Source organism: Pseudomonas sp. SWRI50 (assembly GCF_014269095.1).
Lineage (GTDB): Bacteria > Pseudomonadota > Gammaproteobacteria > Pseudomonadales > Pseudomonadaceae > Aquipseudomonas > Aquipseudomonas kermanshahensis.
Genome location: NZ_JABWRW010000004.1, coordinates 89,887 through 102,092, shown reverse-complemented (window position 1 = coordinate 102,092; position 12,206 = coordinate 89,887). Strand labels below are relative to the sequence as shown.

At 63.0% G+C, this 12,206-nt stretch carries 11 protein-coding genes; 3 read left to right on the top strand and 8 right to left on the bottom strand.

Translation table 11 applies throughout. The features are described 5' to 3' along the window. Nucleotides 1-12 precede the first annotated feature (12 nt). Entirely contained in the window at nucleotides 13-933 is a 921-nt protein-coding gene (locus tag HU750_RS05975) for an AraC family transcriptional regulator (protein WP_027594107.1), read from the bottom strand. A 199-nt stretch (nucleotides 934-1,132) separates the two neighbouring features. On the opposite strand from HU750_RS05975, the gene HU750_RS05970 reads away from it, so the two are divergent. Together HU750_RS05970 and HU750_RS05965 are read left to right on the top strand one after the other, a co-directional pair. After that, nucleotides 1,133-1,426: a putative quinol monooxygenase gene (locus HU750_RS05970; protein ID WP_027594108.1), complete on the top strand. Its 294-nt coding sequence runs from the start codon at nucleotides 1,133-1,135 to the stop codon at nucleotides 1,424-1,426. Between the two features lie 56 nt (nucleotides 1,427-1,482). Continuing rightward, a complete protein-coding gene (locus tag HU750_RS05965; protein ID WP_027594109.1) occupies nucleotides 1,483-1,716 on the top strand; it encodes a hypothetical protein in 234 nt (77 codons plus the stop codon). Here HU750_RS05965 and HU750_RS05960 read toward each other — a convergent pair whose 3' ends face one another. Both HU750_RS05960 and HU750_RS05955 read right to left on the bottom strand, forming a co-directional pair. Continuing rightward, nucleotides 1,717-2,328, bottom strand: coding sequence for a flavin reductase family protein (locus HU750_RS05960; RefSeq protein ID WP_027594110.1), 612 nt, complete (start codon nucleotides 2,326-2,328; stop codon nucleotides 1,717-1,719). Nucleotides 2,329-2,445: 117 nt separating this feature from the next. Then, nucleotides 2,446-2,772 carry a hypothetical protein gene (locus HU750_RS05955; protein ID WP_099455190.1) on the bottom strand — a complete coding sequence of 109 codons (327 nt, stop codon included), beginning with the start codon at nucleotides 2,770-2,772 and terminating at the stop codon, nucleotides 2,446-2,448. Nucleotides 2,773-3,111: 339 nt separating this feature from the next. Between HU750_RS05955 and HU750_RS05950 the strand changes: the two genes are divergently transcribed. Further along, nucleotides 3,112-3,870: a COG4705 family protein gene (locus tag HU750_RS05950; RefSeq protein ID WP_186677633.1), complete on the top strand. Its 759-nt coding sequence runs from the start codon at nucleotides 3,112-3,114 to the stop codon at nucleotides 3,868-3,870. Here HU750_RS05950 and HU750_RS05945 read toward each other — a convergent pair. The 5 genes from HU750_RS05945 to bglX all read right to left on the bottom strand — a co-directional run bounded on the left by HU750_RS05945 (nucleotide 3,849) and on the right by bglX (nucleotide 12,101). Then, nucleotides 3,849-4,892 (bottom strand): DUF4172 domain-containing protein, encoded by a 1,044-nt coding sequence (locus tag HU750_RS05945; RefSeq protein ID WP_186677631.1) that lies wholly within the window; start codon nucleotides 4,890-4,892, stop codon nucleotides 3,849-3,851. The two genes, HU750_RS05950 and HU750_RS05945, sit on opposite strands and share 22 nt — an antisense overlap. 111 nt (nucleotides 4,893-5,003) lie before the next feature. Beyond that, entirely contained in the window at nucleotides 5,004-6,323 is a 1,320-nt protein-coding gene (locus HU750_RS05940; RefSeq protein WP_085273593.1) for an MFS transporter, read from the bottom strand. A 281-nt stretch (nucleotides 6,324-6,604) separates the two neighbouring features. After that, the gene (mifR, locus tag HU750_RS05935) at nucleotides 6,605-7,930 is read right to left on the bottom strand and encodes a two-component system response regulator MifR (RefSeq protein ID WP_085273592.1); all 1,326 of its coding nucleotides are present in this window, start codon (nucleotides 7,928-7,930) and stop codon (nucleotides 6,605-6,607) included. Then, entirely contained in the window at nucleotides 7,924-9,681 is a 1,758-nt protein-coding gene (gene mifS / locus HU750_RS05930) for a two-component system sensor histidine kinase MifS (RefSeq protein WP_186677629.1), read from the bottom strand. Before mifS ends, mifR begins: the two co-directional genes overlap by 7 nt. 128 nt (nucleotides 9,682-9,809) lie before the next feature. Beyond that, the gene (gene bglX, locus HU750_RS05925) at nucleotides 9,810-12,101 is read right to left on the bottom strand and encodes a beta-glucosidase BglX (RefSeq protein WP_186677626.1); all 2,292 of its coding nucleotides are present in this window, start codon (nucleotides 12,099-12,101) and stop codon (nucleotides 9,810-9,812) included. Between the last annotated feature and the right edge of the window lie 105 nt (nucleotides 12,102-12,206).

Below are 12,206 nucleotides of genomic sequence, written 5' to 3'. Positions count from 1 at the left end.
TGCCGGTAACCCTTACCCCGCTGTGGCGCGCAACCGCGCCACATCGCGGATCGGTGGTGCGCCATACAGCCGGCTGTACTCGCGGCTGAATTGCGAAGGGCTTTCATACCCCACGCGATAGCCCGCCACCGCTGCCTCAAGCCCGTCATTGAGCATCAGCCGCCGGGCCTCCTGCAGGCGTAATTGCTTCTGATACTGCAGCGGGCTCATCGACGTCACGGCCTTGAACCGATGGTGCAAGGTCGAGGTGCTAAGGTTGACCTCACGGGCCAGGTCCTCGATGCGCAACGGCTGCTGGAAGTTCTGGTTGAGCCAGGTGATGGCCTGGCATACCCGATGGGTCTGGCTGTTGGCCAAGGCGATTTCATACAGCCGATAACCCTGCGGCCCACGCAGCAGGCGGTAAAGGATTTCGCGGCGGATCAGCGGCGCCAGCATGGCAATGTCCCGCGGCGAATCCAGCAGGCGGATCAGGCGCAGCAGCGCATCCAGCAACGCTGCATCGGTCTTCTCCACATACAAGCCACGGCCAGAAGGCAGGCTGGGCACCAACATCGGCCCGCTTTCGGCAATCAGCTGGCTGATCTCGGCCGGGTCCAGGTCCAGCCGCAGGCCCAGGCTTGGGTTTTCCGGGCTGGCATCAAGCTTCACGCCGCTCAGTGGTAAGGTCACCGACACCACCATGTAGTGCAGCGGGTCGTAGACGTACTGTTCGTCACCCAGAAACAGGCTCTTGCTGCCATGGGCAAGGACGCACAAGGCCGGCTGCGCCAAGGTGGGCACCGAGCGGACACTCTCCCGATAGCTGACCAGGTACAGGTCGTCGATGGCCGACGCGCTGCCGGGTGGGTCGCCGGCATGCCGGCGGATCAGCTCGGCCAGCTCCTGGCGTTGCACTTCCAGGGTCGGTTCGATGGACGTGGGGGTGGTCATGGTGGCTTCCTCTACTGACTGACGCAGCATAGGTTTGGGCAATGGCGGGCGCTAGTCGAAAGCTGCACGGCGATTGCCTGATCCTGCCGCGGTGCAGGATCAGGCAATCGCCCGGCAGTAATAGCCTAACGCGTCGCGCGGGCCAGCCTCTAACCTTGGCAGCCTGGTTTTTCGTCCGCCTGCTCAAGGAGATCGTGCAATGACCCTACGACAACCGGTCACCCACTTGGCTTTCATCCGTGCCAGCAGCGGTCGTTCGGCGGAGCTAGGCGCGCGCCTGCGCGATCTGCTCGAACCCTCGTTGCGTACACCGGGGTGCCTGAGCTTCACGGTCCAGCGCTCGCAGGCCGACGCCGACCTTTGGCTGCTCAGCGGCAGTTGGCGTGATCAGCAGGCGATGAGCGGCTACTTCGCTTCGCCAACCCTGGAGGTATTCGGTGAGCTGGTGCAGGCGCAAGTGGTCAGCAGCCTGGACCTGCATACCTTCGATTGATTGCTGACGGGCACAGGTTAAAATGTCGCCCTTCGATCAACTACCCAGAGCGCAGCATGGCACGTAGAGAATTCCCGCAGTTCGAAGCCGTTTCGGCGATGGTCCCGGTGGAAGGTGGTGGCTACAACGCCGCCATCGCGGTGAAGGCGCTGGGCATGGGCGGGGCGCCGCGCTTTCACAAGGTACTGGACGGCCAGGTGTTCAAGGGCGCCATGGCGGCCGATGAGGCCGCCTGCGCCGAGCTGGAACGCCTGCAGGGCGTCACTGAAGAGGGCGAGCTGATCTGGTGATCAGTTGCCCACTTGCGGCCTGGCCATCTTGAACAGGTTGCCCAGTTCGAAATAGTCCGCCGGGCCGCCGCCACGCAGGATCGGTTCGGCGGCGGCGGTGTCGTAGATACCGTTTTTCAGCAGGTGCTCGGCAATGTGCACCGCCACCACTTCACCGAGGATCAGCCAGCTGGGCACCGACTCCTGGTCTGCCCGTTTCAGCTGGACGATCTGGCTCACCTTGCACTCGAACGCCACCGGGGTTTCGCCCACCCGTGGCACTTTGACGACGCGTGACGGCGCTGCTGTCAAACCGCTGAGTTCGAATTCATTGACGTCTGCCGCTACCGCCGCGCAGCTCTGGTTCATCGCCTCGGCCAACGGCCGGGTCGCCAAGTTCCAGACGAACTCGCCGGTCTGCTCGATGTTGTTCAGGCTGTCTTTGCGCCCGACGCTGCAGAAACCGATGATCGGTGGGATGTAGTTGAAGGCGTTGAAGAAGCTGTAGGGCGCCAGGTTCAGGCGGCCTTCGCGGTCGTGGGACGAGATCCAGCCGATTGGGCGGGGGCCGACGATGGCGTTGAAGGGGTCGTGGGGCAGGCCGTGGCCTTTGGCGGGTTCGTAGTAATACATCGGTGCTGGGCTTGCTGGCCCTACCTCTTGGGGGACGAGGCGCTAGTGTGCCAAGCCTTTGCCCGGCTGGAAATGATCAAGCCCGGCCGAAGCCGGGCTGGTTGCACGCATCAGGGGTTAGCTGATGCGGTGGGCGTTGGTGCGGTCGAAGCCGTCTTCTGCAAAACGCTGGCCGCCGGTGCGGTCGAAGCCATCTTCTGCAAAACGTTGAGCGCCAGTGCGGTCGTAGCCGTCTTCGGCGAAGCGCTGGGCGCCGGTGCGGTCGTAGCCATCTTCAGCGAAGCGTTGGCCGCCTGTGCGGTCGAAACCGTCTTCAGCGTACGCGGCGGATTGGCTCTGTACCGCTGCGAAGGTGTGGGCGCTGGTGCGGTCGAAGCCGTCTTCGGCGAAGGCGCCAGTGGCGATTACCGAGAGGGCCAGGGTGAGGATCAGTTTGTTTTTCATGGTCGTTGCTCCAGGGGTGCGAGAGGTTGTTTGTTTCTATGGGTTTAATCCTACGCCGATAAAATTGATAAAAAAGCGCAAAAAATAGCGTCTAGTTATCGATTATATCGATGTGTATGCCCGTGTCAGCGATGAGCCCTCCAGTGGGCTGAGGGGAACGTTGCAGGGTATGGATCAGCGTTTCGCCAGCCATTGCAGGATGACGACGTCGAATTAATGCGGCGTTAAGGACGAAAATAAGCCTGCAGGCGGTAATGAACGCTTTTTTCATACGCCATAAACCGATTTTTCAGTCTTTGTTCAGCACCATCGCCGCACTTAAAACCGGAGCGGCAAGCAATGAATAAACTCCCGCAAATCACCTTGGCCTTCTGGGTCATGAAGATCTGCGCAACGACCCTGGGCGAGACGGCGGGCGATTTGCTGTCGATGACTCTGAATATCGGCTACGCGCTGAGCTCGCTGATGTTGATCAGCGTGTTTCTGCTGACCCTGCTCGGCCAGCTCTACTCACGGCGCTACCACCCGATGCTCTATTGGCTGGTGATTCTTTCCACCAGTACGGCCGGCACCACCATGTCCGACTTCATGGACCGCACGCTGGGCTTGGGCTACGCCGCAGGCTCGTCGATTCTGATCGGCATCTTGCTGCTGACCTTCCTGGTGTGGCGCCTGAGTGGTAACCCCTTGGACGTCACCCGTATCAAGAACCGCGCGGGCGAGTTGTTCTATTGGGTGGCGATTCTGTTCTCGAACACCTTGGGCACCGCCTTGGGCGATTACCTGGCAGATGATTCGGGGCTTGGCTTTGCCGGTGGTGCCTTGCTGGTGGGCAGTGCCATCGCGCTGGTGGTTGTGGCGCGTTACTGGACACGCATCCCTGGCGTTGTGCTGTTCTGGGTCGCGTTCGTCCTGACCCGCCCGTTCGGCGCCACCCTGGGCGACGTCCTGACCAAGCCACACGAGAAGGGTGGGCTGGACTTCGGTACGGTCGGCTCCTCGGCAGTGCTGGCCGGTGTGCTGCTGGTACTGGTGCTGATGCTGATGGCGACCTATTACCAACGGCGCGAGCCGCGTCAGGTGCTGGAGATGTCCTGAGTATTGATGCGATAACGGGTACTGCGGCCCCCGCCCGGCAGACGGGCCAGGCAAGCCTTGTCGAGCAGGTCGGTGAGGTGGCGGGTTGCAGTGGCCTTGGAGACTTTCGCAACGGCCTGGTACTGCGCGGCATTGATACCTTCTTCGAAGCCGCGTGGGCCCCCGTCGAGCAGCCGGTTGAGCACCTTGACCTGTTCGGGTAAAAGGCCGTCCGCCCGATGCACATGCCAGAACCTGGCTTTGGTGAGTATCCAGTCGATGTTCAGCAACGCCTGCTCGAGGCTGCGCAGCAGGGTTTCAAGGAACCAGGTCAGCCACCGGGTAATGTCGAGGCCGTCCTTCTGGCTGCTCTCCAGTATCTGGTAGTAGCCAGCCCGGTCTTCCAGGATGCTGGCAGACAGGGCGTAGAAGCGGATTGCCTGCTGCTCGGCCTGGGCCAGCGCCAAGTCGGTGATGGCGCGGGTCAGGCGGCCATTGCCATCGTCGAACGGGTGCAAGGTGACGAACCAGAAATGGGCGACACCTGCGCGTAACAGGGGGGCCAGGTGGGTGGCGTGGCGGCTGCTGGCAAACCAGTCGAGAAAAGCTGCAACCTGCTCTTCAAGGCCATCACGGGGCGGTGCCTGAAAGTGCACCGTGGGCTTGTCGAGGCGACCGGAGATCACCTGCAGGGTTGTCTCGTCACGCAGTTGGCCCACCAGAACTGCTTTGCTCAGGCCATCTTCCGCCGCTGGGAACAACCAGTGATGCCAGGTGAGCAGGCGCTGCAAGGTCAGCGGTTGGTCGTACCCGCGTGTCGCATCCAGCATCAACTCAGCCAGCCCTTCGCTCCGCGCAGTAGTCGCGCCTTGCTCATGGATGCCCAGCCGTCGAGCGAGGGACGAGCGCACCGAACCCACGTTCAGCTGTTCAAGGCGTCCTTGCATCTCGACGCAACTGCGTAGCAATGGGGCAAGGGCGTCGCTTTGCCACTGGAAATGGGGCCAGTCGGATTGCTGCCATATCCATAGTGGGCTGTTCATGATCGCTCCAACTTATCGGTGAGCCGAATAGGGCCGTTAATCGGCTCACGCCATAAAAAAGGGGCGCCCCGTGCAACGGAGCGCCCCTTTTTCATATCTGCCGGATCAGTATCAGTCGGTGGTGATGCGCGAATGATGCTTGGTGTCTTTCATGGTCGCGTACACCAGCAGCGAGCAGGCGATGCAGCCGGTGACGTACCAGTAGAAGCCGGTTTCCATGCCATTGCTCTTGAACCACAGGGCGACGTATTCGGCGGTGCCGCCGAAGATGGACACGGTCAGGGCGTATGGCAGGCCAACGCCCAGGGCGCGGATTTCAGTCGGGAACAGTTCGGCTTTGACCACTGCGTTGATCGAGGTGTAGCCACTGACGATGATCAGCGCCGCCATGATCAGGAAGAACGCGCCCCACCAGGTTTGCACGGTGTGCAAGGTGCTCAGGATCGGCACAGTGAACAGCGTGCCGAGTACACCGAAGGCGATCAGGATCGGGCGCCGGCCGATCTTGTCGGACAGGCCGCCGATCACCGGCTGCAGGCACATGAACAGGAACAGCGTGGCGGCCGAGATGGTGGTCGAGTCGCTGATGCTCATGCCCACGGTGTTGACCAGGTACTTTTGCATGTAGGTGGTGTAGGTGTAGAAGGCCAGAGTGCCGCCCATGGTCAGGCCGACCACGGTCATCAGCTCTTTGGGATGACGCATCAGGGTGCGCATCAGGCTTTCTTTGGACTTTTCCTTCTTGGTGAAGGAGGCGGTCTCTTCCATGCCGCGACGCAGGTACAGCGCAACCACCGCGCACAGCGCGCCGATCACGAAGGGAACACGCCAGCCCCAGGCATACAGCTGCTCGGTGGTGAGCGTCTGTTGCAGGATGATCAGCACCGCCAGGGCGATGAGCTGGCCAGAAATCAGGGTCACGTACTGGAAGCTGGAGAAGAACCCACGGCGCTCCTTGCTGGCCATCTCGCTGAGGTAAGTGGCCGAGGTGCCGTATTCACCGCCCACCGACAGGCCCTGCAGCAAGCGTGCGAAGACCAGCAGGATCGGCGCGGCGACGCCGATGGTTTCATAGCCGGGGGTCAGGGCGATGAGCAGCGAGCCCCCGCACATCAGCAGGACCGAGGCCATCAGCGCGGCCTTGCGGCCTTTGCGGTCGGCATACAGGCCCATCAGCCAGCCACCGATTGGGCGCATGAGGAAGCCCACGGCGAAGATCGCGGCGGTGTTGAGCAGTTGTGCGGTGGTGTCGCCAGCGGGGAAGAAGGCTTTGGCGAAGTACAGCGAGAATGCGGCGTAGACGTACCAGTCGTACCATTCGACCATGTTGCCGATGGACCCACTGAAGATCGACTTCAAACGGCTGGCGGTGGTTTTTTCTGCGGCCGGCGCGACGGCCGCCCCGGTTGGCAGGGAGGTGGCGTTATCCATCAGGGATACCTTCTCGTTGTTTTTGTGGAGCGCGCCGGAGCGCTGCTTACCACGGTGATTGCAGAAGGTGTGCCAAATGGGTGCGAGGTGATTCATTTGAGGGCGCTGCACCCCGTTCGCAGGCAAGTCCGGCTGCACCAAGCCCACTGCGCATGCGGGCTTGGTGGGAGTGGGCTTGCCCGCGAAAGGCCGCAAGGCAGCCCCATGCAGGTAAAGCGTTGGCGTCATGGATGAGCGGATTTCCGCTCATCTAGCGCTGAAGGTAAGCAGAAATTCGCCTATTACAGGAAGTCTTCGCGCACCAACCCGTGCCGCTGCATTTTCTCGTTCAGCGTACGCCGCGGCAGTTGCAAAGCCTCCATCACCCCCTTGATCTCCCCTTTGCTCTGTCGCAACGCCGCCCGCAAGCACTGCGCTTCAAACGCCTCCATCTGCTCGCCCAGCGACTGCCCGGCCGGTGCCACTTCTATGTTCGGCGAGCCCAGCCCCAGCGCATGCCGCTCTGCCGCGTTGGCCAACTCGCGCACGTTGCCCGGCCAGTCGTGGGAAAGCAGCTGTGCCAACTGGCTGCCGCTGAGCGGCGGCGCTGTTCTGCCCAGTTTTTCAGCGCCAGCACGGGCAAAGTGCTCGAACAGCAAGGGAATGTCCTCTCGTCGCTCTCGCAAGGGGGCCAAGCGCAGCTCGGCAACGTTCAAGCGATAGGCTAGGTCTTCGCGAAAGCGCCCTGCGCGGGCTTCTTCCAGCAGGTCCGGTTTGGTCGCGGCGATGATGCGCAAGTCGACGCTGATGCTCTGGTTGGCGCCCAGGCGTTCGAGCTTCTGTTCCTGGATCACCCGTAGCAGTTTTGCCTGCTGGGCCAGGGGCATGCTCTCGATCTCGTCAAGAAACACCGTGCCCCCGTTGGCATACTCAAGCTTGCCGATCCGCTTGCCCTGGGCGCCGGTGAAGGCGCCGCTCTCATGGCCAAACAGCTCGGCTTCGAACAGTGATTCAGGGATTGCCGCGCAGTTGAGGGCCACGAAGGGTTTGCCCGCACGCGGGCCGAAGTCGTGCAGGCAGCGGGCCACGCGCTCCTTGCCACTGCCGGTTTCGCCGCGGATCAGCACATTGACCGGCAGGCCGGCCAGCTCCAGCACCTGCCGGCGCAGCTGTTGCAGGCCCTGGGACATGCCCAGCAAGGTGTTTTCGAGGCGTGACTTGAGGTCGGCCTGCTCGTGCAGCCGGCGGTTTTCCAGCACCAGCTGGCGCTTTTCCAGGGCGCGACGCAGGCTGCCCAGCAGGTGCTGCGGTGTGAAGGGTTTTTCGAGGAAGTCGTAGGCCCCCTTGCGCATGGCGTCCACCGCCATCGGCACATCGCCATGGCCAGTCAGCAGGATCACCGGCAGGTCGGGGTCCTCTGCCTGCAAGCGCTCGAGCAGTTGCAGGCCATCCATGCCCGGCATGCGTACATCGCTGATGATCACGCCGGCAAAATGCTGTGGCAATTGCGCCAGGCAATCCTCGGCCCGGGCGAACAGTTGCACGCTGAAGCCGGACAGGCTCAGCCATTGCTCGACCGCCGTGCGGATACTGGCTTCATCATCGACGACGATCACTGAATTCAACATACAGGCTCCACGTCACGGGGCAGGGTAAGGCTCAGGCGGGCGCCGCCTGGCAGGTTCTCGGCCTGCAGTTGGCCGCCGGCTTCGTGGACGATGCCATAGGAAATGGCCAGGCCAAGGCCCAGCCCTTCGCCCACGGGTTTAGTGGTGAAGAAGGGGTCGAAGACCTTGGCCAGGTGTTCTTCGGCAATACCGCCTCCTGAATCGAGCACGCTCAGCCGCCATTGGTCGTGATCCAGCTCGATGCGGATCTCCAGGCGTTTGTAGCGCTTGTCGGCCATGGCGTCGAGGGCATTGCGCAGCAGGTTGATCAGCACTTGCTCCAGGCGGATGGCGTCCCCGCGCACCCAGGCTGGGCGTGCCAGGTACAGCGCGACCTCGACGCCCTCGCTGCGAATACGGGTATCCAGCAGGTGCAGGGCCTGGTCGACCACGCCGGCCAGGTCCAGGCGCTCGCGCAGCCCGACCGGGCTGTTGCGGGCAAAGGTCTTCAGGTGGCTGGTGAGCGCAGCCATGCGCGTGAGCATCTGTTCCAGGGGTTCAAGGGCCTTGCGCGCTTCGTCGTAGCGGCCATGGTCGAGCAGCAGGCGCAGGGTTTCCAACTGCATGCGCTGGGTGGTCAGCGGCTGGTTGATCTCGTGGGCCATGGCCGCCGACATCTGCCCGAGGGCGGCCAGCTTGGCTGATTGCACCAGGCCTTCTTGCGCTGTGCGCAGTTCACGGGTGCGTTCTTCGACCTGGCGCTTGAGTGCTTCGCGGCTGCGCTGGCGCAAGCGTGCCAGGCGCAGGCGCTGGCTGACGAACAGCGCCGCGAAGACCAGGCTCAGCCACACGGCCGCAGCGCCAAGGGCGGCGTTGCGGCCGTCGGCGGCGACCTGCGGTTTGCGCAACAGGTGCAAGGTCCAGTCTTCACCTTGCAGCGGCAGGCGTTCCCATAGGTACTCGGCGACGCCCTCCGGGCCTTGCACGCGGGCCAGGTGGCTATTGTCGGCAAAACGGGTCAGTACCTGATGCTGCAGGGGCACCAGGGGTTGTTTGTCATACTGGCGGGTTTCAGCCAGTTCTGCACGGTCAGCGCCGCTCAGCGGCTGCAGCTCGCGGTAGCGCCAGCCGTCCTGGTTGGCGATGAAGGTAATGCCACGGGCATCGCTGACCAGCAGGATATCGTTGCCCTGGCGCCATTCACGTTCCAGCTCGGGGAATTCGAGCTTGACCACCATGGCACCGAGGAAGCGGCCATGCTCATCATTCACCGCGCTGGCCAGGAAGTAGCCTGGCACGCCACTGGTCACACCCACCGCGTAGAAGCGGCCGCTGCCTTGGCTGCGGGTCTGTTTGAAATAGGGGCGAAAGCCGTAATTGGAGCCCACGTAGCTACTCGGCAGCCGCCAGTTACTGGCCGCGATGGCCAGCCCGGTGCGGTCGAGCAGTTCGAGGGTAGACGAGTTGGCTGCACCGTTGATGCGTTCGAGCTTGCGGTTCAGGGCGTCTTGTACCGGCTCGCTGACCGGGCCGCGCAGGGCTGCGATCAGTTCCGGGTCGAGTGCCAGCACGGCGGGCAGGGCGCGGTAGCGTTCGATCAGGGTATGCAGGGCGTTGGCGTACAGGCCCAGTTGCTGGTTGGCGCGCTGGGCGTCGTCTGCCATGGCCTGGCGCTTGGCCTGGTGCATGGCCCAGCCGGCGCTGAGCGCGGTGCCGAGCAGGATGAACAGGACGATCAGCCCCAGACGCAGGGCGCGAAAGGAAAACGGCATGGGGCGGATCCGAAAGATGAGGAATTCAGTGCCGGCCCTATCGCTGGCAAGCCAGCTCCCACAGGTATTGCAAAGCCCCGGTGGGAGCCGGCTTGCCGGCGATAGGGCCAGTACCGGCGTTCAACCGCTTACAACAACTCGAAACTCTTCTGCTGAACCGCCTCGGAATCCAGCCCTACCTGGACATTGAACTCCCCAGGCTCTGCAACCCGCTGCAGTTGGCCATTGTAGAACTTCAGGTCTTCCTCACTGATGCTGAAGGTCAAGGTTCGCGACTCGCCCGCCTTGAGCATCAGTTTCTGGAAGTTCTTCAGCTCTTTGACCGGGCGGCTCATGGAGGCCGAGACATCCTGCAGATACAGCTGCACCACGGTCTCGCCGTCACGCTTGCCGGTGTTCTTCACCGTGACCTTGGCCTCCAGCGTACCGCCACGCTTGAGGTCCTTGCTCGACAGGGCCAGGCCCGACAATTCGAAGCTGCTGTAGCTCAAGCCATAACCAAACGGATACAGCGGGCCGTTGGGCTCTTCGAAGTACTGCGAGGTGTAGTTGCCGGGCTTGCCGGGTGTGAACGGCCGGCCAATACGCGTGTGGTTGTAGTACATCGGAATCTGCCCGACCGAACGCGGGAAGGTGATGGCCAGCTTGCCGGACGGGTTGTAGTCGCCGAACAGCACGTCAGCGATGGCATTGCCGCCTTCGGTGCCGCTGAACCAGGTTTCCAGCAGGGCGTCGGCCTGCTCGCGTTCCCAGGCGATCGACAGCGGGCGGCCATTCATCAGCACCAGTACCAGCGGCTTGCCGGTGGCTTTCAGGGCCTTGATCAGTTCGCGCTGGCTGGCCGGAATTTCCAGGGTGGTACGGCTCGACGACTCGTGAGACATGCCACGCGACTCGCCGACCACCGCGACCACCACGTCGGACTGCTGCGCGGCCTTGACCGCTTCATCGATCAATACCGCGGCAGGGCGCAGGTCGTTGACGATTTCCGGGGCGTCGAAGTTGAGGAAGTTCAGGTAGTCGAACATCGCCTTGTCGCCGGTGACATTGGAACCCTTGGCGTAGACCAGCTTGGCCTTGCCTTCCACGGCGCGGCGCAGGCCTTCGCGAACGGTCACCGAATGCACCGGTTTGCCGTCGGCCGCCCAGCTGCCCATCATGTCGATGGGCGCATCGGCCAATGGGCCGACCAGGGCAATGGTGCCGGCCTTCTTCAGTGGCAGGGTCTGGTTGCGGTTTTCCAGCAGGACCAGGCTGCGGCGGGCCACGTCACGCGCGGCATCGCGGTGCAGGCGGTCGTTGCCGTAGTAGTCCTTGAGGTCGGTTTCGGCTTTGCCGATCCGCACGTACGGGTCTTTGAACAGGCCCATGTCGTACTTGGCGCCAAGCACTTCGCGCACCGCCTGGTCCAGTTCGCCCTGGGTTACTTCACCGTCCTTGAGCAGCCCTGGCAGCTCTTCGCCATACAGGGTGTCGTTCATGCTCATGTCGATACCGGCCTTGATCGCCAGTTTGGCCGCTTCACGGCCGTCACGGGCAACCCCGTGGCGGATCAGTTCCTGGATGGCGCCGTGGTCACTGATGGTCACACCTTTGAAGCCCCACTCCTTGCGCAGCAGGTCGTTCATCAACCAGGTGTTGGAGGTGGCCGGCACGCCGTTGATCGAGTTCAACGCCACCATGACCCCGCCAGCACCGGCATCGAGCGCGGCGCGGTAGGGCGGCAGGTAGTCGTTGTACATTTTCGTCAGGCTCATATCGACCGTGTTGTAGTCGCGGCCGCCCTCCACCGCGCCATACAGGGCAAAGTGCTTGACGATGGCCATGATGCTGTCGGGGTTGGCCGGGCTGCTGCCCTGGAACGAGCGGACCATCACCTGGCCGATTCGCGAGGTCAGGTAGGTGTCTTCACCAAAGCCTTCACTGGTGCGGCCCCAGCGCGGGTCGCGGGCGATGTCGACCATCGGCGCGAAGGTCATGTCCAGGGCGTCGGCAGCGGCCTCGATGGCCGCAGTGCGGCCGACCTTGGCAATCGCGTCCATGTCCCAGGTCGCGGCCATGCCCAGGCCGATCGGGAAAATGGTGCGCTCGCCGTGAATAGTGTCGTAGGCGAAGAACATCGGAATCTTCAGGCGGCTGCGCATGGCGGCGTCCTGCATCGGCCGGTTCTCGGGCGCGGTGCGCGAGTTGAAGGTGCCACCGATGCGGCCTGCGGCGATTTCTTCGCGGATTTGCTCGTGGGTCATCTCCGGGCCGATGCTGATCAGGCGCAGTTGGCCGATTTTTTCGGCCTCGGTCATCTGGCTGATCAGGTGATCGATGAACGCCTGCTTGTCCTGCAGGGGCGGAGCGGTAGGGGCGGCGAGGGCCGCCTGACTGACAAGGCCCATGGCCAGGCCCAGCAAAGACAGTTTCATCATCAATTCCGTTGTGGGGCCTCTGCCGTATCCACCGTGATACGCGCGCGGCCGAAGTTTTCAGGCGGCTATTGTTGTACAGTTCGGGGGCGATTCTTCCAGCGGCGG

Excerpts from the sequence above, each read along its gene's own strand:
- HU750_RS05965 (WP_027594109.1), top strand. The coding sequence starts at position 1,483 with ATGGCACGTAGAGAATTCCCGCAGTTCGAAGCCGTTTCGGCGATGGTC.
- HU750_RS05945 (WP_186677631.1), bottom strand. The coding sequence starts at position 4,892 with ATGAACAGCCCACTATGGATATGGCAGCAATCCGACTGGCCCCATTTC.
- mifS (WP_186677629.1), bottom strand. The coding sequence starts at position 9,681 with ATGCCGTTTTCCTTTCGCGCCCTGCGTCTGGGGCTGATCGTCCTGTTC.
- HU750_RS05975 (WP_027594107.1), bottom strand. The coding sequence starts at position 933 with ATGACCACCCCCACGTCCATCGAACCGACCCTGGAAGTGCAACGCCAG.
- HU750_RS05950 (WP_186677633.1), top strand. The coding sequence starts at position 3,112 with ATGAATAAACTCCCGCAAATCACCTTGGCCTTCTGGGTCATGAAGATC.
- HU750_RS05955 (WP_099455190.1), bottom strand. The coding sequence starts at position 2,772 with ATGAAAAACAAACTGATCCTCACCCTGGCCCTCTCGGTAATCGCCACT.
- bglX (WP_186677626.1), bottom strand. The coding sequence starts at position 12,101 with ATGATGAAACTGTCTTTGCTGGGCCTGGCCATGGGCCTTGTCAGTCAG.
- HU750_RS05960 (WP_027594110.1), bottom strand. The coding sequence starts at position 2,328 with ATGTATTACTACGAACCCGCCAAAGGCCACGGCCTGCCCCACGACCCC.
- HU750_RS05940 (WP_085273593.1), bottom strand. The coding sequence starts at position 6,323 with ATGGATAACGCCACCTCCCTGCCAACCGGGGCGGCCGTCGCGCCGGCC.
- HU750_RS05970 (WP_027594108.1), top strand. The coding sequence starts at position 1,133 with ATGACCCTACGACAACCGGTCACCCACTTGGCTTTCATCCGTGCCAGC.
- mifR (WP_085273592.1), bottom strand. The coding sequence starts at position 7,930 with ATGTTGAATTCAGTGATCGTCGTCGATGATGAAGCCAGTATCCGCACG.